This is a genomic window from Kitasatospora sp. NPDC092039 (assembly GCF_044756065.1).
GTDB lineage: Bacteria > Actinomycetota > Actinomycetes > Streptomycetales > Streptomycetaceae > Kitasatospora.
Window position 1 is genome coordinate 234,485 of sequence record NZ_JBIVSD010000013.1, and the last position, 21,909, is coordinate 256,393.

Genomic DNA, 21,909 nt, shown 5'->3' on the forward strand with positions numbered 1-21,909 from the left:
GGGGTGGAGTCGTCTGCGCGTCGACCGGGCGTACTGCCTGGGCTGGACCGGACCGAACCGGGTCAGTCGGCGGAGGGCCGGGACGCGCTGGGCGAGCCGGGACACGTCTGATCGAACAGGTGCGGCTGCCGGGACGGCCAGAACGGCTCGAGGTCGGGGCGACCCCGCCGGCTGTCCACGGCGCGGCTCGCGCACCGGTTCCACCGTCCGGTCCGTCCGCCCGCGCGCATCGCGGGGGCCGACCCGGTCGTTCGGGTACGGCCGACGACGTCGGGGGTGGTGCTGGGGCAGACGATGTTCACTGGTGGTCTCTCCGCTGGGCGGGTCCGGTTGGTCGGCCGCGGGCACGCCGGACGGGCGGTCCGCTACGGCCTGGTCGACGGGTTTCGGCGGTGCGTCGGGCGGCGGGCCGGGTGGGCCGCGAGCGCCGGGGGACGTACCGGGAAGGTCAGGCCGGTCAGCGACAACACGCGCTGCAGATCAGCGCGTGGTCGATGTAGCGGCGGACGGTGAGCGCCGGATCGGCGAGGCCGCACACGGCGGCGCCGGGCAGCAGGGCACCGAAAATCGAGGCACCGGTCACCGGGGCGACAGGCATCAGGGGGCTGGGAACCGCGGTGGTGATGCGTCGTCGGTCGACGGTCATGCTGCTGCCCTCCCCCTTGTTCGCCACCCGGCGGCGCACCGCTTCCGGTGCCCGCCGGCGATGCCTCGCCGGTACTCCGAAGGCCGTCCGCCGGTCGCAACACCCGTGCGAACGGGGCGTTTCCGGCGCTCCCGACGGCATGGCCGGGCGGCCTTCGTCCACAGAGCCTTCCACGCCCAGGCCTGTCTAGGCAACCTTCGGCGCAGTGATCGTCCGGGATGCGGACTGCCGAATGAGACGTCGGGCGAAAGGGGCAGGTCGGCGCGCCCACCTGCCGAGTCGTCGCACGGCCGTCGCGCAGCGGTCGCACGGCCTCCTCCGTCGAACCGCAGCCAGAGCCGAAGCCGAACCGGAGCTGAACCGGAGTCGAAGCGGAGGCACCCGCAGCCGGCCCGGAACCAACCCGAAACCAACCCGGAGCCGGCCCGAAGCCCATCGCCCCTCAGGCGCCGACCGGAGCGCGGCGGTGCCGGAGGGCGGCGGCGTGCTCGACCAGTGCGATGAGCAGGTCCTTGCCGTCCTGCCGCAGCCGAGCGTCGCAGAGCAGCACCGGGATGTCCTGGTCGAGGTCGAGCGCCTCGCGGACCTCGTCCGGAGCGAACCGCTCGGTGCCCTCGAAGCAGTTGACCGCGACCAGGAACGGGATGCCGCGCTGCTCGAAGAAGTCGACCGACGGGAAGCAGTCGGCCAGTCGCCGGGTGTCGGCGAGCACCAGGGCGCCGAGTGCGCCGCGGGCCAACTCGTCCCAGACGAACCAGAACCGGTCCTGCCCGGGTGTGCCGAACAGGTAGAGCGCGAGGCCCGGCCGCAGGTCGATCCGGCCGAAGTCCATCGCGACGGTGGTGGTGCGCTTCGCCTCCACGCCCGAGGTGTCGTCCACCGGCCGGCCCAGCTCGCTGAGCTCCTCCTCGGTGCGCAGCGGCCGGATCTCACTGACCGAGCCGACCAGGGTGGTCTTGCCCGCGCCGAAGCCGCCCGCGACCAGGATCTTCACCGCGACGGCCGGACCGCCGCGCCAGCGCGGGTCGTTGGCGTTCGCCGGGTGGGCCGCGGTGCCGTCCCCGTGCGGCCGGGCGCCGTCCGGTCGGGTGTGGGGGTCAGAGCGCACGGAGTCCATTGATCACGTCTCGCAGCAGGCGCTCGTCCGGCAGCTCGGCGAGCGGAACGGGTCGGGTGACGCTGATCAACTCGGCGTCATAGAGGTCGCCGAGCAGTACCCGCACCACGCTGACCGGCAGGTCGGTGTAGGAGCCGAGCTCGGCGACGGAGAGCGGCTCGCGGCGGCACAGGGTGAGCAGCGTCTGGTGCTCCGGGTCGAGGACGTGCGCGGGCACGGCCCCCGCGACCTGCCCGGGATCGACGGCGGTGACCAGCGAGATCAGGTCGAACAGTCCTTCCTCGACCGGTCGGGTGCGGCCGCGGGTCATCGAGTAGAGCCGCACCACCGGGCCGGCCTCGTCGTCGAACCAGCGGTCGTCGACCGGGGTGCGCGGCCGGAACAGGTCGACGTCGGCCCCGTCCGGGTCCGGCCGCCCGTCCTCCGCCGGCGCCCCCGGGCCGGGCCGCTCGACCGAGCTGTCCGAGCCGACCAGACCCTCCGGATCGGCCGAACCGCCGGCTGGGCCGCCGACCTGACCGCCGGTCCGGCCGCCGGCGCCGGACGGCCCGGTCGTGCCCACCGGCACCTGGGGGCCGTCCGGCGTCTCCGGGCCGTCCGGCACGTCCGCCCTCGGATCCGCCATCGGACCGCTCATCTCACCGGCGGGGCGGTTTCGGTGCGCGGCTCGGCCGCCATGTGCTCGCCGACCCGCTTGACCAGCAGCGCCATCTCGTACGCGATCTGGCCGATGTCCGCCTCGGCCTCGCTCAGCACGGCCAGACAACTTCCGTCGCCGGCGGCCGTGATGAACAGGAAGGCCTCGTCCAGCTCGACCATGGTCTGCCGGACGCCGCCGACCTTGAAGTGCCCGCCGGCGCCCTTCGCCAGGCTGTGGAACCCGGCGGCGACGGCGGCCAGGTGCTCGGCGTCCTCGCGGTCCAGGTCGCGGGAGGCACCGGTGGCCAGTCCGTCGTTGGAGAGGATCACCGCGTGCCGCAGGGCCGCGACGCGCCCCACCAGGTCGTCCAGGAGCCAGTTGAGGTCCCCGGACGACTGCATCGACGTGGTCATGAATCAGTTCCTTCCGCTGGAGCGGGTGGTGCGGGTGAAGCGGGTACGGCAGGTGGAGCGGGTACGGCAGGTGGAGCGGGTGGTGCGGGTACGACGGGTGGTTCGGGTACGGCGGGTGGCGCGGTCGCGCCGGTGTCCGGGCTCCGGCGGACCGGCTGCCCGGGCGGCACCCGACGGGCGAGCGGCGCCCGACCGGTGTCCTGCGGCGCGGGCAGCGCCGCCGGGGCGGGAGCCGGGCCGATCGCCCGCCGGGACCGGTCCGGCGACTGCCGGGCCGGCGCGGCGGTCGGCCGCCCGTTACCGCGCACGGCACGATCGTCGGGCGTGCCGGGACGATCCGTCAACGGAGCACCGGGGCGGTCCGTCGGCGCACCGGTGCGGTCCGGGGACGCGCCCGTACGGTCCGCCGGAGCCGTGGCACCCCGTCCCCGGGTGAAGCCGCGTTGGAACGAGGCGAAGGTGGCCCGGGCCTCCTCGGGCGAGCGTTCCCGGGCCTCCCGGGACTCCCCGCCCTCGCGGGAGCCCCGGCCGTCCTGGGCGCCGCCGGTCGGCGCTGCGCCGGGGGCGTCGACGCCGGTCCCGTTGCGGAACCGTTCCTTCAGCTGCTCCGTGAGCTGCTCCCTGAGCTGCGGCGCCAGGTTCGCCTGCCGGACCCGCCGGGGCAGACCGCCCGGCGTCCGGGGCGCGGCGTCCACGGGCGGGGCCGCAGGCGGGCCGGCCGGCCCGGCGACCCCGGCGACCGCGACGGCCGCCTCGGCCGCGGCCACCACGGTGTCCTCCCGCCGGTGCCGCCCCGTCCCCGGGGCGTCCTCGGTGTCCGCCGCGGGCGCGGGGACCAGCACCGGCCCGCTCTTGACCCGCGAGGCCCGGCGCGGCAGCCCGCCAGCCGTACGGCCGGCCTCCGGCACGGAGGGCCGCGGCCCTCCCGTCGTCCCACGGCGCCCGCCTGCCGCACCGTCCTCGACACCCGCGCCCGCACGGCCTCCGGCCCCCGCCGCGACGGCGGCACCCGTACCCGCACCAGGATCCGAGCCGGCACCGGAACCCGCGCCAGGACCCGAGCCGGTACCAGCGCCAGGACCGGACCCGGCCCCCGACCGGGAGGCACCTCCCGACCCGGGCACCGCGACCAGGTCCCGCTGCCCGCGCCGGCCGGCCCCCGCGGACCGCCGCCCGGCCGCGCCCGGCTCCGGCTTCCCGTCGGGCGCCTCCGCGAGCAGCTCGCGCGGGATCAGCACCACCGCCGTCGTCCCGCCGTACGGGGACGGCCGCAGGTGCACCCGGATGCCGTGCCGCCGGGCCAGCCGGCTGACCACGAACAGGCCCAGCCGGTCGGTGTCGGCGAGGTCGAACTCCTGCTCCACGGCGAGGCGTTCGTTGATCTCGGCGAGCAACTGCTCGCTCAGCCCGAGGCCGCGGTCGTCGATCTCCAGCGCGAAGCCGTGCGCCACCACCTCGCCCTGGACGGTGACCTGGGTGCTCGGCGGGGAGAACACCGCGGCGTTCTCCACCAGTTCGGCGACCAGGTGGGTGACGTCCGCGACGGCGCTGCCGAGCAGGCCGGTGCCGGGGAACGGCCGGACGATCACCCGGGCGTAGTCCTCGACCTCACCGACCGCCGCCCGGACCACGTCCACCATCCGGACCGGCTTGCGCCAGGCGCGACCGGGCGAGCCGCCGGCCAGGATGATCAGGCCCTCGGCGTGCCGGCGCATGCGGGTGGTGAGGTGGTCGACCTTGAAGAGGTCCTCCAGTTCCGCCGGGTCCTCGGTGCGGCGCTCCATGGTGTCGAGCAGGGTGAGCTGGCGGTGCAGCAGCACCTGGCTGCGCCGGGCCAGGTTGACGAAGACCGCCGAGACCCCGCGCCGCAGTTCGGCCTGTTCGACGGCGGCCTCGACGGCGGCCCGCTGCACCGCGTTGAAGGCCTGGCCGACCTGGCCGATCTCGGCGTTCCCGAAGTGCAGCTCGGGGGCCTCGGTGGCCACGTCCACCGGCTCGCCCCGGCGCAGCCGCAGCATGACGGACGGCAGCCGGGTGCCGGCCAGCTCGTGGGCCGCGTTGCGCAGGCCGATCAGCTCCCGGGCCAGGCCCCGGCCGATCCGGAACGAGATCATGATCGACAGCACCACGGCGACCAGGCCGACGGCACCGGCGATGCCGCCGCGCCAGAGCATCCCGATCGCCGTGGACCGCGCACGGTCGTCCAGTCCGACCGAGATCCGGCTGTTGATCGAGGCGAGGTCGCCGAGCGCCCGGTCGGCGGTCTCCCGCCAGCTGTCGCCGTTGAGCGCCTGGACCACCCGGTCCGGGCCGCCGGCGCCGACGAAGTCCGCCTCGGCGCGGGCCAGCGCGCCCCAGGCCTCGCCGCCGCGCAGCGCGGCGTAGTCGGACTGGTCGGCGGGTTCCAGCTCGGCGATGTAGACGGTGAACAGCGCCTGCTGGTTGTGCAGGGCGTCCAGCGCGACCTGGTACTGCTCGGCGGTGGGCCTGGTGGCGCCGGTGCGCAGGCCCTCCATCGCCGCGTCCTCCTGCGACAGGTACTCGCGGGCGCGCACCAGCTCGATCAGGATGGTGCCCTGGCGCGGGAGTTGGCCGCTCTGCCGGGCGACGTAGGCGGACCGGAAGCCGAACACCGGCTTGACCAGGTCGCTGTACTGATCCAGCGCGAACTCCCAGTTCAGCGCGGAGCGGCCGACCTGGGCGCGCAGCGGCCCGATCTGGTCGGCGGCGGCGACGATCTGCACGAAGCGGCCGCGCTGGGGGGCGGAGAGCTTGCTGCCGGAGCTGTCCTTCTTCTGCCGCAGCACGTCCAGGCTGCGGTCGGTGGCGGCCTTGGCCCGCTCGTAGGCCTCCCGGGCGGCGGGTGAGCGCGGGTCGGCCAGCCGCTGGACGGCGGCGCGGCGCTCGTTCTGCAGGTCGCCGGTGTACTGGTCGACCGGGCCCGCGAACTCCTTGTACGTACGGCTGATCCCGAGCTGGTTCCAGACGTCCCCGGTGGTGGCGATCGTGGCGTACGCCCACAGGGCGATGAGCGCGACGATGGGCACCAGGAGCAGCGCGATGATCTTCGCGCGGATCGAGCTGCTGCGCAGACGCATGGAGTCCTCGGTCGGGAAGTGCCAGGCGCGGACGGGGAGCGGTGGGAGTCGTAGGAGCTGTGGGGGTCGTGGGAGCCGTGGGGAGCGGCGGAGGAACGGGGTCGGGGGCCGGGCGGGGCCGGGCCGGTCAGGGGCGGTCCGGGTGGCGCGGGGGCGGCGGTGGGGGTGCAGGGGGAAAGGTCGGAGGAGGGGGTCCCGGCCACAGGTCTGCGAGACTCTACTACGCCCTCACCACTCGTTCGAGGGGCGAACCGGTCCACCGACCGGTCTCGTCCCGCACACGTCAGAAACCGGTCGTCGCCGCCTCCGCTTCTCGTCCGGACCGTCCGCAGATGCCCGGAATGCCGCGTTGATCCGGTCCCTCAACGCCCTCCGTGCTTCCTCCCCTGCGCCTCCCCGGGCGCGACACCACCGGAGGGGACACGTGCCGATCTCGTCGCGTCACCGCCACAACCCTGGGAAGTGACCGGGCGATCCGATAGTTTCGGCCCACCCCGTACTACCGGCACCGAACTGGGGAGGACCGTGCGCGAGTTCACCACCCCCGCCCCGGCCGCGCCCGAGGCCACCGGAGGACTCGCCGACTCCCTCTACGACACCGCCGAGCGCACCCCCGACCTGGTCCAGCTCTCCTGGCGGGCCGAGGACGGCCAGTGGCAGGACGTCACCGCCCGGGAGTTCCGGAACCAGGTGCTCGCCCTGGCCAAGGGCCTGCTCACCCACGGCGTGCGCTACGGCGACCGGGTCGCCCTGATGTCCCGCACCCGCTACGAGTGGACGCTGTTCGACTACGCACTCTGGTCGATCGGCGCGATCACCGTCCCGGTCTACCCCACCGCCGCCCCCGAGCAGGTGCGCTGGATCCTCGCCGAGACCCAGGCGGTGGCCTGCCTGGTCGAGGACGAGGACGCCGCGATGACGGTCGGCGCGGTCTGCGACGCGCTGCCCGACCTCACCGGCATCTGGCAGCTGGACCGCGACTGCGTCGCCACGATCACCGAGGACGGACTCGGCGTGCCGGACTCCCTGGTGCACCGCCAGCGCCTCGGCGTCGCCGCCGGGAACATCGCCACCGTCGTCTACACCTCCGGCACCACCGGCCGCCCCAAGGGCTGCCTGCTCACCCACGCCAACCTGGCCGCCGAGGCCGACGCCCTGCTCGCCGGCTGGGGGGACGCCCTGCTCGCCGGCTGGGGGGACGCCCTCCGCGAGACCGGCGGCGGCCGCCCCGCCACCCTGCTGTTCCTGCCGCTCGCGCACGTCTACGGGCGGGCCGTGCAGATCGCGGCGCTCCGCGGCGGCTTCCGGATCGGGCACATCCCGGAGGTCTCCACCGACGCGCTGCTGCCCGCGCTGGAGACCTTCCGCCCGACCTTCCTGCACGCCGTCCCGTACGTCTTCGAGAAGATCTTCCAGCAGGCCCGGCGGGCGGCCGAGGAGGCCGGGCGCGGCGAACTCTTCGAACAGGCCCGACAGGTGGCCGTCGACTGGGCCGCCGCCCGGGAGCAGAAGGCCTTCGGACGCGGACCCGGCCCGGGCGCGGCCCTGCGGCTGCGCCACCTCGCGTACGAGCGGACCGTCTACCCCAGGCTGCGGGCGGTGCTCGGCGGCCGGGTGCGCAGCGTGCTGTGCGGCGGCTCCACGCTCCGGCGCGAACTGGGCCTGTTCTTCACCGGCGCGGGCCTCCAGCTGTACGAGGGCTACGGGCTGACCGAGACCACCGCCGCGATCACCGCCAACCCGGTCGGCCGGCAGAAGCTCGGCACGGTCGGGCAGCCGGTGCCGGGCGCCTCGGTGGCGATCGCCGACGACGGCGAGGTGTGGGTGCGCGGCGGCTCCGTCTTCGGCGGCTACCTCAACCATCCGCGCTGCACCGCCGAGTCCCTGGTCGACGGCTGGTTCGCGACCGGCGACCTGGGCCGGCTGGACGAGGACGGCTACCTCAGCATCACCGGCCGCAAGAAGGACCTGATCGTCACCAGCAGCGGCAAGAACCTGGCCCCGTCGGCCCTGGAGGAGCGGGTCGAGGCGCACCCGCTGGTCTCCCAGTGCCTGGTGGTGGGCGACGACCGCCCGTACGTGGCCGCACTGATCACGCTCGACCCGGCGGCGCTGGCGCACTGGCTGAAGACCCGCGGGCGGGCGCAGCAGACGGACCCGTGGACGGTGCTCGCGGACGACGAGCTGCACGTGGAGATCCAGCGTGCGGTGGCGGCCGCGAACACCGCGGTCTCCCGGGCCGAGTCGATCCGCGCGTTCCGTTTGCTGCCAAGGGAGTTCAGCCAGGAGCAGGGGCTACTGACCCCCTCGCTCAAGCTGCGGCGGACGGCGATCGCGGAGCACTACGCGAGGGACATCGAAGAGCTGTACCTGTCCTGAACCCCGCCTGCCGGGTGCGTCCCTGACGTACCGTCTTGCCCTTTGTGCGACACGGGCGCTGGCGTCGCTTCCGCCGGGCGGGCGGCCGCGCGAGGCGGCGGGGTTCATCCGCCGTTCCCTTGACGGCCTCATTGGTCTAGTCCATTGTTGCGACGATCCGGAACGATCCGGAGTTCCGCGACCCGGGGTTCAACGCCCCGGTTCCACTGTTCCACGGTCCGATTCCACTCACGCTCTCCCCACGGGCGTGCCCCCACCTGCTGGAGTCCTCACGTGTCGATGTCCACGCGCCTTTCCACGCGCCTGTCCGTACTGGCCGCCTCGGTCGTGCTGCTCACCGGCCTCGCCGCACCGGCGGCCTCCGCCGACGGCGCCCCGAGCGCCGCGACCATGCCGACCGCGCCGACCGCGCCGACCGTCAACCTCGCCACCAACCCCGGCTTCGAGGTGCCCTCCCCCGACCTCGCCGACTGGGGCAGCGTCCCCGGCTGGAGCTGCACCGGCGGCCCGGCCGAAGCGGCCGTCACCGCCGCCGCCCCGCACACCGGCGCCTCCGCCCTCACCGTCACCCCGGCGAGCGCCGAGTCCACCGGCGAGTGCGCCCAGGTCGTCGCGGTCCGGCCCAACACCACCTACACCGCCTCCGCCTGGGTCCGCGGCGACTTCGTCCACCTCGGCGCGACCGGCACCGGCAGGGACGTCGCCCCGGCCTGGACGGAGACCACCGGCGGCGGCTGGCAGCGGCTGAGCACCCGGTTCACCACCGGCCCGACCGCGCGCAGCGTCCGGCTGTACGTGCACGGCTGGTACCAGCAGGGCCCGTTCTCCGTGGACGACGTCCGGGTGGACGGCCCCGCACCCGCCCCGGCCGTCGCCGCGGGCTCCGTCCCCACCGACGACAGGGTCGTCTTCTTCACCGTGGACGACGGCTGGCAGCGCACCCCCGAGGCGGAACGGTTCATCGCCGACCACCGGCTGCCCATCACCGCTTTCCCGCTGCCGATGCCGGCCGCCGCGGACCCGGCCTTCTTCAAGCGGGTCACCGCCGTACCCGGCTCCTCGGTCCAGGACCACAGCGTCTCCCACGCCGACCTCACCAAGCTCCCGCTGGAACGGCAGCAGGTCGAGATCTGCGACGCCCGCGACTCCATGACCCGCCTCTTCGGCACCGCGCCGGCCTTCTTCCGCCCGCCGTACTTCGCCTGGAACGCCGACACCCTGCAGGCAGCCGCGAACTGCGGCATCCGCACCGTGCTCACCGCCGACGCGGACTTCAGCTGGGGCGCCGGCGACATCTGGCACCCGGGCCTGCTGCAGCCGGGCGACGTCGTGCTGATGCACTGGACCGACACCCTCGCCGCCGACCTGCAGCGCGCCCTGGCCGCCGCCGACGCCGCCGGCCTCAAGCCGGCCGGCCTGGTCGACTACCTGCGCTGACGGACTCCGTCCGGACCGACGCGCCGCCGCTCCCGCTCCCGTCGGAGGAGGCGGCGGCGCGTCGGTCCGGGGTGGGCGGCTTCATGGGCTCGGTTCGACGGCCGCTCAGCCGCTCAGCCGGTCAGCCGGTCAGCCGGTCAGCCGCCGAAGACGTCCCCCATCCAACCGATCAGACGCGCCTCGAAGTCCTCGGCGGACGTGATGCCCTGGGCCGGGATCACACCACCCGGCTCCCGCCCCTCCCCTGCGGCCGCTCCGTCCTCCCAGTCGGCGGCCAGGAACGTCACATCCGCCCAACCGCCGCAGAAGAGCACCACGTCCAGTTCACCGCCGGTCAGCGGGTCGGCCAGCCGCAGGCCGACGGATTCCGGATCGACGACCCGGGCGCGGTCCGTCTCCAGCGGCCGCGGCCACACGGCCAGCCGGTCGCGCCAGGTGAGCGGGCCCACCGTCAGGCGGGCGGCACGCCACCTCGGGGCCCGGGCGGCGATCCGCGCGGCGGCGTCGTCGAGGTCCACCACACGGTCCACGGCGGTTCGGCTCCCTTCGAGCGGTGATCGTGCTCGTTGACAGCGCGTCCACGGCCTGGCTCTAATGGTGGCGTGCAGCGCGGCGTCGGCCAAAGAGTAGTGGGCCGGCCGACAGCCGAGCGGGCACCCTTCCGAAGGGACGATGCGCGATGAGCACTCTCTCCGCTTCCCTGATCTGACGCCAGGCGGTCACCGCGGTGCCCGCGTGCGCGAATCGCGTTTCCACGTCCCGCGTCCGCGCCGGACGTCGCCGGACGTCGCCGGATGCGCGACCGGCCGTACTGCCGGTTCCAGCACCGGCACCCGCACTGGCACCGACACCGCGTGTGACCGCGTCCCCTTCCTCTCTGGAGATCCATCACACACGCATGCCCATGTCCTTCAATCTGAACGTCATCGAGGAGTTCCGCGCCAACGGCGGACGGGTCGGCGGCCCGTTCGAGGGCGGCGACCTGCTGTTGCTCACCACCACCGGGGCCCGCTCCGGGCGGCCGCACACCGTGCCGCTCGGGTACGTCCGGGCGGAGGGGCTGCTCCTGGTCGTGGCCTCCGCCGCCGGGGCGCCGGAGCACCCCCAGTGGTACCGCAACCTCCTCGCCCACCCGGTGGTCCGGGTCGAACTCGGCACCGAGGCCTTCGAGACCGTCGCCGTACCCGCCGAAGGCGCGCGCCGGAAGCGGCTGTTCGCCGCCGTCGTCCGGAAGGCTCCGGGCTACGGCGACTACCAGGCGCACACCGACCGGGAGCTGCCGGTCGTCGTCCTGGAACGGCTCGAACCACCCGCCGACGGACCGGCCCCGGTGGTGCGCAGCCTCGCCGACAAGCTGCTGGAGGCGCACACCTGGCTGCGCGCGCAGCTGCGCCACGTACGGGAGGAGGCGCACGCCCACGCCCCGGGCCGACCGGCCACGCTCGGGATGCAGCTGCGCCAGCACTGCCTGGCCTTCTGCGACGGGCTGACGCACCACCACACCGGCGAGGACACCGCGATCTTCCCCGCCCTGGCCCGCAGCCACCCGGAGCTGGCCGACGTCCTGGCGCGGCTCGGCGAGCAGCACCGGGCCATCGGGCGGATCAAGGAGGAGCTGGTCGCCCTGCTGGCCGGGATCGCGGTCACCGAGCCGGAGCGGCTTCGCGCCGAGCTGGACCGGATGTCCGCCGAGTTGGAGGCGCACCTCGACTTCGAGGAGGCGGAACTCCTGCCGGTCCTCGCCGGCATCCCCTTCCCGCCGAGCGGACCGCCGCCGGGCGGGCCCGCGCCGGGCGGATCGGCGCCCTCCGACGGCTGAAACGGCGTTGCCGCCGTCCCCTCCCCGAAGCGCGGGAGGGGACGGCGGCACCGTTGGGACCTGCGACGAGGCAGTCCTCGTGGCCGTCCTTGCGGCAGTCCTTCGGCAGTCCTTACAGCGCCGAGAACACCGGCAGGTAGCCACCGGAGTGGCCGGCGGCCTTCGGGTGGTAGCTCTCGTCGACCGGCAGGGTGGTGCTGTTCAGCCAGGTGGTCAGCGAGCCGCAGATCTCGTGCTCGTTGAAGATGCTGCGGACGTCACCGAAGGCGAAGCCGGCGTTGGCGGCCCGCTTGGCGAGGACACCGTCCAGGGTGTCGGCCGCGCCGTTGATGGCGGCGCGCTTGGTGTCGCCGATGCCGAAGATGCAGCTGCCGCCGACCTTGTAGATGTGCGGGTAGCCCATCACCACGACGTGGGCGTTCGGGGACTTGGCCTTGATCGCCGAGTACACCTTGTCCAGCTGGCCGGGCAGGGTGGTGGTGGCGTAGTTCTTGGCCGTGTTGACGGCGTTGATGCAGTCGGCGTCCGAGCCGAGGACACAGGTCTGCATGGTGTCGGCGAAGCCGGCGTCGTTGCCGCCGACCGAGATGCTGACCCGCGTGGTTCCGGCGTCCAGGGCGGAGATCTGGCTGTTCAGGACGTCGCCGGTCCTGGCACCCGAACAGGCGACGAACTTGAAGGAGGACGGCGCGTGCGCGTTCTTCCAGAGGTACGGGTACGCGTTGGTGCTGCGCTTGCAGCTGCCGCTGTCGCTCAGGTAACCGCCGGCGCCGACACCGGAGGAGTACGAGTCGCCGAGGGCCACGTAGTTGACACCGGCGGCGTTCGCGGACGAGGCGGCGAAGAGCGTCGTCATGGTGAGGCCTGCCGCTATGGCGGCGATGGACAGGGCGCGGGCACGGCGGATCATCACAGCTCCAGTGGGGTGGCGTGGTGAGGGTCACAGAAGTGATACCAGGCGGTAGCCGAACCCGGAAGCGGTCATGCCAAGGATGTTGACGGACAGTCTGATATCCCGGGGGTGAACTGCCGTCGACGATCCGTGATTTCGCGCTGGTCAGAGCAGGTGCGCCGTGACGCGCGTAGCGCAGCGCGCGTAGACCGGCAACTTGCGGAAGTTCCGTGCGGGACAAGCGGGGTAGTTGCCGCCCGGTCGTTGCCGGTCCGGTCCTCGAGGGAGCGCCAGCGGGCACAGAGGGGCTGATGAACACCTCGGTGCGCGCCGAAAGGTGACCCCGAAAGGGTGTCACCGGCACGGCTGGAATTCACCGGGTTGGCCGATCCGACCCCATCGGCCGCATGTGAGTGCTCGTCAGGTCGACAGGCCGGGAGCACACGTCAGGACGGCGTCTCGGGAGGTCGCGCAGGAGTACGGCGACGCGCGCGGTCAGCCCTGCGCGCCGGAGTGGCCACCACCGGGGCGAGCGCCGAGGTGCACGCCGCCCGGGTACACGGCCCCAGGGGAGACCGTGCACCCCTCGACCGGCAACTCCTCGATCGCCTCGTTCGCGGCCGCGGGCACGCCGAGCCAGCGGGCGGCGGTGGCGACCGCCGCCCGGGCCTGGCGCAGCCCGGGCGCACCCCAGCCGAGCAGTTCGACGGCGAGGCCCGGCGCGACCAGCAGCCGCCGGTAGTGCCGGCCCGAGGCCGGGTCGGCCGCGCTCGGACCGACGGCCCGCAGCATGGCCGCCATCCGGACCCGGGCGCACTCGTGCCCGCCGTTCGCCGAGCCGACCCGGTCGTAGAGGTAGCCGAGGTAGTACGGCCGGCCGATCAGGGCCTGCGCCTCCTCGGCCGCCTCCCGCGCCAGGGCGGCCCCCGGGTCCCCGCCGTCCTCCGGCTCCAGTGAGCCCCCGGGCAGCGAGCAGATCCCGTCCCTGGGGTTCACCAGCGTCAGCACCCGGCCGTCCGGCGCGAACAGCCACCCCCAGGACTGCTTGACCGGCAGCCCCTCCGGCACCTGCTCGCCCGGCCGCCACGGCCAGCCCGCCGTGGGGCGCCGCCGCACCTTCCCGAGGAGTTCGGCGATCTCCGCGCTGTACTCGATCGGGCTCATGCTCGCGCCCCGCGGCGCTCGGCGGGGACGCTCGCCCGCGCGCACCCCCTGGCACCGAGCTCGCTCCGCTCGCTCATCCGTCCCCCTCTCGCAGTCGGGCTTCGCCGGACCGGCGGTGCACGAGGAGGACCTGCATGGCGCGGTACGGAGCGGAGCGGCCGGAACGGCGGCGTGGGGCACCGCGCGCTCCTGCTGTTGATCTTCTCCGAATCTTCCCCGAACAGGCGGTCGATGAACAGTCCCCAGCGCCGCATGGTGGATGCGGAGGCGGTGAACGTGGTGGATGCGGGGCGGCGGTGAGCCCTCTGGTCACCCCAGCGGCCCACCCCCTTCCCCGAGGCCCCGGAAGCCGGGCAGCGGGAACCCCGGCCGAGGATCCACCCCGGGCGGGAAGGGGAGCCCGCGCGCGGCGTCGTCGGCCAGCTCGTCGAACACCTCGTGCGCGGTCATCGGCCGCAGCCGCCCACCGGTCAGCGCCCAGCCGAGCACCGGCGGCCGGGGCCGGGGCCGCGCACCCCGGTCGTCCGCCCGCCCGCCCTGGTCGTCGGCGCGTGCGCCCTGGCCGTCCGCCCGTGCGCGCAGGCCGTCGGCGCGTACGCCCAGCGACGGATCACCGTGCAGCAGCAGGGCCCCCTCCCCGCCCAGGGCGACGCCCGCCGCGAGCGTGACGCAGAACGCCTCGGCGTCCCGCCCGGCCGGGTCCAGCCGGCCGCCCTCCACGCAGACGTCCACCGCCGAGGTGAGCTCCTCGCCGTCCTCGGGGCCGTGGCAGCGCAGCGTCAGCAGGTGGCACCCCTCCCCCGCACCCTCGGCCAGCGCCAGGTAGACCGACGTCACGTACCGCATCACGGCCGCCATCCGGAGCTCACCGGCCGGGTCGTCGCCGACGGCGTCGAGCAGGACCGTACAGGCCACGGACATCCGCACCCGCGCCCGGTGGTCGTCCAGCAGCACCGGGATCAGTTCGGCCAACCGCTCCCCCGCGTAGACGAAGGGCTCTCCGGCCAGCTCCGGATCACCCGCGTAGGCGACCCTGGCGGCGGGCATCCGGGGATCGAGGCCGAGCGCCTCGCAGTAGTCCTCGAAGTCGCCCGCCTCCAGGACCCGCAGGTGCACCTCCAGCCCCTGCCGGTGCAGGGCCGTGAGCTGTTCCTCCGCCTGTCGCAGGTAGGCCTGGTGCCCGAGCCCGCCGAACAGCCCGTACCGCGCCAGCCCGGCGAAGTCCCCGGCGTCGGCGGCCAGGGCCACCGCCACCGGCTGGGGCGGCGGCGCGCCCCGGACCCACCCGCCGCGCACGGCCGCCCGCGCACCGCCTCCTCCCGCGGGCGCCCCCGGCGGCCGCCCGCCCCCGGGCGGCACCGCCCCGCCGGGCCCGCCGGCCGGCGCCCCACCGACACCGCCACCGGGCCTGCGCCCGGCCAGCACCAGCACCCGCCGACGCCCCCGCGCCGACCCGCCCGCCCCGACACCCGGCACCTCGCGCACCGACTTCCGCACAGCAGTCATGACTCCTCCTTCTCGCTAGCCCGACACCGGACCGTGCCGTCCACCCCGGCTGGGAGCGGCCGACGCGGAGGAACATACACAGAGCCACTGACAATCCACTCGTAGTAATCGAACAAGCTCAGCGCCGGGATCCGCCGCCACCGTCACCGGCCGCACCGCGCCGCCCGCACCGCCACCCCTGGGGCTCCTGGGGCCGCCGGCGCCCCGGAGGCCTGTGCTCCCACAGGGCCGGGCGGGATTGTCAGTGCGGCGGGTTAGGGTCGGGGACCATGCGACTGCTGCATACCTCCGACTGGCATCTCGGGCGCTCGTTCCACCGGGAGAGCCTGCACGACGCCCAGCGCGCCTTCCTGGACCACCTGGTGGAGGTGGTCCGGTCCGAGGGCGTGGACGCCGTGCTGGTCGCGGGGGACGTGTACGACCGGGCGCTGCCCGGCCTGGAAGCGGTCGCGCTGTTCGACGACGTGCTGCACCGGCTGGCGGCGCTCGGGGTGCCGACGGTCTTCATCAGCGGCAACCACGACTCGGCCCGCCGCCTCGGGGTCGGGGCCGGGCTGATCGGGCGGGCCGGCATCCACCTGCGGACCGACCCGGGCGCGTGCGCCGAGCCCGTCCTGCTGGCGGACGAGCACGGCCCGGTGGCGGTGTACGGGCTGCCCTACCTGGAGCCGACGCTGGTGCGCGAGCGGTTCGGGCTGGCGAGGGGCGGGCACGCGGCGGTGCTCGGGGCGGCGATGGACCAGGTCCGGGCGGACCTCGCGGCACGCCCGGCCGGCACCCGGGCGGTGGTGCTGGCGCACGCCTTCGTCACCGGCGGCGCGCCGAGCGACAGCGAGCGGGACATCGCGGTCGGCGGCGTCGCCTCCGTGCCCGCGTCCGTCTTCGACGGGGTGCACTACGCCGCGCTCGGCCACCTGCACGGCTGCCAGACGCTCGCCCCGCACCTGCGCTACAGCGGCTCCCCGCTCGCCTACTCCTTCTCCGAGGTGCACCAGCGCAAGACCATGTGGCTGGTCGACCTGGCCGCCGACGGCTCGGTGACGGCCGAGCGCGTCCCCTGCCCGGAGCCGCGCCGGCTGGCGACGCTGCGCGACACCCTCGACGCGCTGCTCACCGACGAGAAGTACGCCGAGCACGAGCAGTCCTGGGTGCAGGCCACGCTCACCGACGCGGCCCGGCCGAGCGAACCGATGGAGCGGCTGCGCCGCCGCTTCCCGCACACCCTCCAGCTGCTGTTCGACCCCGAGCGGAGCGACACCGAGCCCTCGCAGTCGTACGCGGCGCGGGTCAGCGGCCGCGGGGACCTGGAGATCGCGGAGGGCTTCCTGCGGCACGTCCGCCCCGGTGCCGAGCCGGAGCCGCACGAGCTCGGCTGGCTGGGCGAGGGCTTCGAGCGCGTCCGGGTGACCACCGACCGGAAGGCGGACCTGCCCCGATGAGGCTGCACCGGCTCACCGTCACCGCCTTCGGCCCGTTCGCGGGCAGCGAGACGGTGGACTTCGACGCGCTCGCCGCCGGCGGGCTCTTCCTGCTGCGCGGCGCGACGGGCGCGGGCAAGACCAGCGTGCTGGACGCCGTCTGCTTCGCCCTGTACGGCGAGACGCCGGGCGCCCGCCGGGCCAACCGGCTGCGCAGCGACCACGCCGACCCCAAGCGGCTGACCTCGGTCGAGCTGGAGCTGACCCTCGGCGGGCGGCGGCTGCGGATCACCCGGCTGCCGGAGCAGCGCCGACCGAAGAAGGTCGGCACCGGCACCACCGTCGAACGGGCGCAGACCCTGCTGCGCGAGTGGGTCGCCGACACGGGCGACGGCACGCCCGGCTGGCGCGGGATCAGCAAGTCGCACCAGGAGGCCGGGGAGGAGATCCACCGGCTGATCGGCATGAACCGGGAGCAGTTCTGCCAGGTGGTGCTGCTGCCGCAGGGCGACTTCGCCCGGTTCCTCAAGGCCGACTCGGAGGAGCGCGGCAAACTGCTGCGGCGGCTGTTCGACACCGAGCGGTTCCAGCACGTGGAAGCCTGGCTGGCCGAGCAGCGGCGCGGCCAGGAGGCCGCCGTCCAGGCCGGTCGGCGCCGGCTGCGGGACCTCGCCAGCAAGGCCGAGCAGGCGGCCGGTCCGGGCGCCGAGCCCGCCGCGGGCTGGGTGCCCGCCGAGGACGACGACGCCGCGCTGATCTCGGGGGTGCTCGGCTGGGCGGCGGTCCTGCGCAGCGGCGCGGCCGAGCAGCTCGCCGTCGCCGAGGCCGCCCTCGCGGGCGCCGAGGCGGCCCAGCGCGCCGCCCAGGAGCACCGCGAGGCCACCGAGGAGCTGGCCGGTCGCCAGCGCCGCCACCGGGAGGCCGTGGACCGGGCCGAGCGGCTGGCCGGTTTCGAGCCCGCCGCGGCCGCGGACCGGCGGCGGCTGGCCGCCGCCCAGGAGGCCGTCGGGGTGGAGTCGGCGCTGCGGCTGCGGCGGAGCGCGGCCGAGGCGCTCGGGCGCGCGCAGCAGGCGGAGCGCCGGCACCGCGAGGCGCTGGCCGGCTCCGGTGGCGAGGGCCGGGAGCTCGCCGGGGCCGACCCTGCGGGGCTGGCCGAGGCCGAACTGCGGCTGCGGGCCGAGGTGGTCCGGCTGGAGGCGGCCCGGGCGGAGGAGCGGCGCTGCGCCGAACTCGCCCACGAGCAGCGCTCCCTGGTGCGGGACCGGCGCGCCGCCGAGGAGCTGGCCGAGGAGGCCGAGGACTGGCTGGCCGAGTTCGAGGGCGAGTTGGGCCGCCTGGAGCAACGGCACACCGAGGCCCGGTCGGCGACCACCCTGGTCGAGCAACTGGACGGGCAGCACGCCGAGTTGACCGCCCGCCTGGGTGCGGCCCGGGAGCGCGACGGCCTGCGCGCCGAGATCGCCGAGGCCGAGCCCCGGGTGGCTGCGCTGCGCACCGCCGCACTGGACGCCCGCGAGCACAGTCTGGACCTGCGGGACCGCCGACTGAGCGGCATGGCCGCCGAACTGGCCGAGCAGCTGCGCGCGGGCGAGGCCTGCCGGGTCTGCGGCTCGCCCGAGCACCCGGCGCCCGCCGAGGCCGCGCCCGGCAGCCGGGTCGGCGCCGAGGACGAGGAGCGGGCGCGCCGGGCGCAGGCCGCCGCCGAGCAGGTGTGGACGGAGGCCGACCAGTCGCTCACCGCGCTGCGGGTGCGCGAGGCCGCCGTCGCCGGCGCGGCCGGGCCGGACGGGACGGAGGCGCTCGCACAGGCGTTGGCCGGGCTGGAACGCGACCACCGCGAGGCGCGGCACACGGCGGAGTCGCTCGGCCCGGTCGAGCAGGAGATCGCCCGGCTGTCGCAGGACCGCGCCCGCCGGGTCGACGAGCTGCGGGAGGCCAAGGAGCGCGCCGCCGTCCTCTCCGACCGGCTGCTGGCGCTCGGCACCGAACAGCGGGCGCTGAGCGCCCGGGTGGCGGCCGCCCGGGGCGAGGCGGCTTCCGTCGCCGACCGGGCCGCGGCCCTGACCCGCCTCACCGAGACGGTCGCCGCCGCGGCCACCGCCGCCCGGGCCCATGCGGAGGCGGCGGCCCGGCTCGCCGACGCCGAGGACGAACTGGGCAAGGCCGCCGCCTCGGCGGGCTTCCCGGACGCCGACGCGGCGCTGGCGGTGCTGCTGCCGCGCGAGGAGCGCGAACGGCTGGAGGCCCGGCTGGAGCGGCACCGCGCGGAGACCGCCGCGGTCCGCCGCGAGCTGGCGCTGCCGGAGCTGGCCGAGGCCGCGGGCCGTCCGCCGGTGGACCTGCCCGCCGTCGCCGCCGAGCTCGGCGCCGCCACCGCCCGGCTCGGCCGGGCGCACGCCACCCACGCGGCGGCCCGCGAGCGCTGCGGGGCACTGGCTTCGATCGGGCGGCAGCTGACCGGCCTCGCCGGCGAACTGGCCCCGGCACTGGACCGGTACGGCCGGATTAACCGGCTCGCCGCGCTCGCGGCCGGCACCTCGGCCGAGAACCGGCTGCGGATGCGCCTGGAGTCGTACGTCCTGGCGGCCCGGCTGGAGCAGGTCGCGGCGGCGGCCAGCGACCGGCTGGTCCGGATGTCCGGCGGGCGCTATACGCTGGTGCACAGCGACGACCGGGGCACCGGTACCAAGCGCTCCGGGCTGGCCCTGCGGGTGGTGGACGCCTGGACGGGCACCGAGCGGGACACCGCGACCCTCTCCGGCGGCGAGAGCTTCTTCGCCTCGCTCTCGCTCGCCCTCGGCCTGGCCGACGTGGTCACCGACGAGGCGGGCGGCATGCCGTTGGACACCCTCTTCATCGACGAGGGCTTCGGCACCCTCGACGAGAACGCCCTGGAGGAGGTCATGGACGTCCTGGACGGCCTGCGCGAGCGGGACCGCGCGGTCGGCATCGTCAGCCACGTCGCCGACCTTCGCAGCCGCATCCCCGCCCAGCTGCTGGTCCGCAAGGGGCGGCGCGGCTCGACCCTGGCGCTGGCCGGGCGGGAGGACGCGTAGGACCACCCACCGGTTTGCGGCGCGTCTCGGCGGAGGGGGTCGGGCGGGCCCGGGCTGATCGAGCCGGGTCGGCCCGGGTCGACCCCCGGATCAGCCCGAGCAGGCGATCCGCTGCGCCTGCTGCCAGGCGCACACCGGGCAGAGGGTGCTGCCGGGCTGGTCGGCGGGCAGTTCGGTCGGCTCTCCGCACAGCACGCACTCGGCGCGCGGCCCGGTCGCCTCCGGGTCGTGCCGCAGCGCCGCCTCCGCTCCGCGGTCGGGCGCGAGTTCGCAGACGTCCGCTTCCTGGTTCGTACCGGTGTCGCTCATGCCGCCTTCCTACTCCGCACCCCCGCCCTGGTGCAACACGCCCGGGCCGGGCTTCGGCGGCCCCTGGGCGGCGACCGGATCTGGCAGCGAACAGCGGACAGCGAACAGCGAACAGCGGACAGGTTTCAGCGAACAGAGAACGGCGAACAGATTTCAGAAAACGTTCGCTGAAATCCGTCATCTGAAATCTGTTCGCCGACGCTCCCCGACCGTCCGCCCCCACCCGACCGTCCGCCCCGCCGCCGACCCCGCCCCACCCGGCGGTTACCGTGGCCGACATGCCCACCGACCTGCACCGAAGCCTGCGCGCCGCCCGCGCCACCACCCCGTCGTACCCCGAGGTGGGTGCCACCCGGGGTGGCGGCGGGCGACTGCCGAACGGCTACGCCCACCTGCGACGGCGGGTCCACCTGGGGCACGGGCCGGAGGTGCTGGAGCGGGCCGGACGGTACGTGCTCGACTGGGGCAGCCAGTTGGGCACCGGTTTCGCGGTCCATCCGGGCGGCCCGGCCCGGGAGGGGGAGACGGTGCTGCTGCGGCTGAACCTGCCGGGGAGCCGCTGGCCGCGGCTGGTGATCCCCTGCCGGGTGGTGTGGACGGTGGACGAGCCGGACCGGATCGGATTCGGGTACGGCACCCTCCCCGGGCACCCGGAGTGCGGCGAGGAGGCGTTCCTGGTGTCGATGGACGCCGACGGCGAGGTGTGGTTCGAGGTCACCGCGTTCTCCCGGCTGTCCGCCTGGTACGCCAGGCTGGGCCGTCCGGTGGCGCTGCTCTGCCAACACCTGGCGATCGAGCGCTACCTCGCCGCGGTGGCCGCGCACGTCCGCTGAGCCCGCCGCGAGGCCGAGTCCGCCACTCCAGCCGAGCCCCGCCGTCAGCCGAGGAAGGACAGCCGGACGGTCCGGCGCGGGTTGTCCCCGTTGGTGTCGACCAGCACCACCGACTGCCAGATGCCGAGCGCCAGTTGGCCGCCGATCACCGGCAGGGTGGCGTGCGGGGCGACCAGGCCGGGCACCACGTGGTCCCGGCCGTGGCCCGGGCTGCCGTGCCGGTGGCGCCAGCGGTCGTCGGCCGGCAGCAGGTCGCGCAGGGTGGCGAGGAAGTCGTCGTCGCTGCCGGAGCCGGTCTCCAGCACCGCGATCCCCGCGGTGGCGTGCGGGACGAAGACGTTGAGGAGGCCGTCGCGCCCGGCGGCCCGTTCGTCGAGGAACGCGGCGCAGCGGTCGGTGATGTCGAGCGCGACCTCGCGGCTGCCGGTGGTGATCTCGAAGGTGCTGCTCTGGAAGAGGGAGGTCGGGAACGTGCCGGTCTGGGGGGAATGGTTGTTGTCCGCCATGGCGCCATCCTGTCCCAGGTCAGCGGCCCGGGCGTACTCCCTCACCGACTCGCCGTGCCGGAGGGGCGAACTCGCGTAGGGTGAAAGGTTCAGACCACACACCCGTGCACCGCACAGCACCCGGCACCACACGGCCCGGCACCACTCACCGCCGGCGTCCGGAGCGCCTTCCGGCACCGCCCCGACACACCGAAGACCCGGCGGACCGGATGGTCCACCGGGTCGGTTCCCGACCGGGCGGCGGGGAGGGACCCGTGCCGCACCGGCCGGACCAGCCGCTAGCCGCGCCCGCCGAAGAGACTCCGCCGCAGCCGACGCAGCGGCGTCAGCAGCGAGATCCTGGTGTGGCGACGACGGGTCGTCGGGGCCTCGGCGCCGCGCGGCGTGAGTTCCCTTATCAACCCGAGCGCCTCGGCGGTGTCCACCGCCGGGAGTGCGGGCGCGCCGAGCACGGCCAGGTGTCGTTCGATCCGGCGGCCGGTCGTGCCGACACCGCACTGGACCGCCGGCACGCGGGGCCGAGTCCGCACTTGCATGTGTTCCATCAGTTTTCCCACCCCTACGAGGCGCCAGGGCCGTGAGGCGAAGACTATCCGTGAAGGACGGCCTTCGCGCAACCGTCCTCGGTGTTGTGCCACCGTACCGTGCGGCGTCAACTGACGAAGCACCAGGGGCC

General features: G+C 75.0%; 18 protein-coding genes. 6 read left to right on the forward strand and 12 right to left on the reverse strand.

Annotated elements, in window-relative coordinates:
• Positions 1 to 457 precede the first annotated feature (457 nt).
• From ACIQI7_RS25310 to ACIQI7_RS25330, 5 genes are all read right to left on the reverse strand, one after another.
• Positions 458 to 646, reverse strand: coding sequence for a hypothetical protein (locus ACIQI7_RS25310; RefSeq protein ID WP_401113544.1), 189 nt, complete (start codon positions 644 to 646; stop codon positions 458 to 460).
• A gap of 442 nt (positions 647 to 1,088) precedes the next feature.
• A complete protein-coding gene (locus ACIQI7_RS25315) occupies positions 1,089 to 1,640 on the reverse strand; it encodes a GTP-binding protein (RefSeq protein WP_401113615.1) in 552 nt (183 codons plus the stop codon).
• 103 nt (positions 1,641 to 1,743) lie between these two features.
• A complete protein-coding gene (locus ACIQI7_RS25320; RefSeq protein ID WP_401113616.1) occupies positions 1,744 to 2,148 on the reverse strand; it encodes a DUF742 domain-containing protein in 405 nt (134 codons plus the stop codon).
• Positions 2,149 to 2,396: 248 nt separating this feature from the next.
• Positions 2,397 to 2,816 carry a roadblock/LC7 domain-containing protein gene (locus ACIQI7_RS25325; protein ID WP_049652175.1) on the reverse strand — a complete coding sequence of 140 codons (420 nt, stop codon included), beginning with the start codon at positions 2,814 to 2,816 and terminating at the stop codon, positions 2,397 to 2,399.
• Positions 2,813 to 5,914 (reverse strand): nitrate- and nitrite sensing domain-containing protein, encoded by a 3,102-nt coding sequence (locus ACIQI7_RS25330; protein ID WP_401113546.1) that lies wholly within the window; start codon positions 5,912 to 5,914, stop codon positions 2,813 to 2,815. The genes ACIQI7_RS25325 and ACIQI7_RS25330 overlap by 4 nt, the downstream gene beginning before the upstream one ends.
• Positions 5,915 to 6,439: 525 nt before the next feature.
• On the opposite strand from ACIQI7_RS25330, the gene ACIQI7_RS25335 reads away from it, so the two are divergent.
• Positions 6,440 to 8,293, forward strand: coding sequence for an AMP-dependent synthetase/ligase (locus ACIQI7_RS25335; protein WP_401113548.1), 1,854 nt, complete (start codon positions 6,440 to 6,442; stop codon positions 8,291 to 8,293).
• A gap of 279 nt (positions 8,294 to 8,572) precedes the next feature.
• Positions 8,573 to 9,730, forward strand: coding sequence for a polysaccharide deacetylase family protein (locus ACIQI7_RS25340; protein ID WP_401113550.1), 1,158 nt, complete (start codon positions 8,573 to 8,575; stop codon positions 9,728 to 9,730).
• A gap of 137 nt (positions 9,731 to 9,867) precedes the next feature.
• Here ACIQI7_RS25340 and ACIQI7_RS25345 read toward each other — a convergent pair whose 3' ends face one another.
• On the reverse strand, positions 9,868 to 10,260 hold the full coding sequence (locus ACIQI7_RS25345; RefSeq protein ID WP_401113552.1) for a hypothetical protein: 393 nt from the start codon (positions 10,258 to 10,260) through the stop codon (positions 9,868 to 9,870).
• A 368-nt stretch (positions 10,261 to 10,628) separates the two neighbouring features.
• Between ACIQI7_RS25345 and ACIQI7_RS25350 the strand changes: the two genes are divergently transcribed.
• Positions 10,629 to 11,549, forward strand: coding sequence for a nitroreductase/quinone reductase family protein (locus tag ACIQI7_RS25350; RefSeq protein WP_401113554.1), 921 nt, complete (start codon positions 10,629 to 10,631; stop codon positions 11,547 to 11,549).
• 112 nt (positions 11,550 to 11,661) lie between these two features.
• Here the strand turns inward: ACIQI7_RS25350 and ACIQI7_RS25355 are convergent, their stop codons facing one another.
• The 3 genes from ACIQI7_RS25355 to ACIQI7_RS25365 all read right to left on the reverse strand — a co-directional run bounded on the left by ACIQI7_RS25355 (position 11,662) and on the right by ACIQI7_RS25365 (position 15,111).
• Positions 11,662 to 12,456, reverse strand: a complete 795-nt coding sequence (locus ACIQI7_RS25355; RefSeq protein WP_387756831.1) for an SGNH/GDSL hydrolase family protein — start codon at positions 12,454 to 12,456, stop codon at positions 11,662 to 11,664.
• A gap of 480 nt (positions 12,457 to 12,936) precedes the next feature.
• Positions 12,937 to 13,605: a hypothetical protein gene (locus ACIQI7_RS25360; protein ID WP_401113555.1), complete on the reverse strand. Its 669-nt coding sequence runs from the start codon at positions 13,603 to 13,605 to the stop codon at positions 12,937 to 12,939.
• A 309-nt stretch (positions 13,606 to 13,914) separates the two neighbouring features.
• Positions 13,915 to 15,111: a hypothetical protein gene (locus ACIQI7_RS25365; protein WP_401113556.1), complete on the reverse strand. Its 1,197-nt coding sequence runs from the start codon at positions 15,109 to 15,111 to the stop codon at positions 13,915 to 13,917.
• A 269-nt stretch (positions 15,112 to 15,380) separates the two neighbouring features.
• On the opposite strand from ACIQI7_RS25365, the gene ACIQI7_RS25370 reads away from it, so the two are divergent.
• Positions 15,381 to 16,550: an exonuclease SbcCD subunit D gene (locus tag ACIQI7_RS25370; RefSeq protein WP_401113558.1), complete on the forward strand. Its 1,170-nt coding sequence runs from the start codon at positions 15,381 to 15,383 to the stop codon at positions 16,548 to 16,550.
• Positions 16,547 to 19,585, forward strand: coding sequence for an AAA family ATPase (locus ACIQI7_RS25375; protein WP_401113560.1), 3,039 nt, complete (start codon positions 16,547 to 16,549; stop codon positions 19,583 to 19,585). The genes ACIQI7_RS25370 and ACIQI7_RS25375 overlap by 4 nt, the downstream gene beginning before the upstream one ends.
• Before the next feature lie 90 nt (positions 19,586 to 19,675).
• Here ACIQI7_RS25375 and ACIQI7_RS25380 read toward each other — a convergent pair whose 3' ends face one another.
• Positions 19,676 to 19,894, reverse strand: a complete 219-nt coding sequence (locus tag ACIQI7_RS25380) for a hypothetical protein (RefSeq protein WP_401113561.1) — start codon at positions 19,892 to 19,894, stop codon at positions 19,676 to 19,678.
• A gap of 278 nt (positions 19,895 to 20,172) precedes the next feature.
• Here ACIQI7_RS25380 and ACIQI7_RS25385 point away from each other — a divergent pair, with 278 nt between their 5' ends.
• Positions 20,173 to 20,727 carry a DUF1990 family protein gene (locus tag ACIQI7_RS25385; RefSeq protein WP_401113562.1) on the forward strand — a complete coding sequence of 185 codons (555 nt, stop codon included), beginning with the start codon at positions 20,173 to 20,175 and terminating at the stop codon, positions 20,725 to 20,727.
• Positions 20,728 to 20,771: 44 nt separating this feature from the next.
• On the opposite strand, the gene ACIQI7_RS25390 is transcribed toward ACIQI7_RS25385, so the two are convergent.
• Positions 20,772 to 21,233 (reverse strand): YjbQ family protein, encoded by a 462-nt coding sequence (locus ACIQI7_RS25390; RefSeq protein ID WP_387756806.1) that lies wholly within the window; start codon positions 21,231 to 21,233, stop codon positions 20,772 to 20,774.
• A gap of 278 nt (positions 21,234 to 21,511) precedes the next feature.
• On the reverse strand, positions 21,512 to 21,778 hold the full coding sequence (locus tag ACIQI7_RS25395; protein WP_387756807.1) for a hypothetical protein: 267 nt from the start codon (positions 21,776 to 21,778) through the stop codon (positions 21,512 to 21,514).
• Between the last annotated feature and the right edge of the window lie 131 nt (positions 21,779 to 21,909).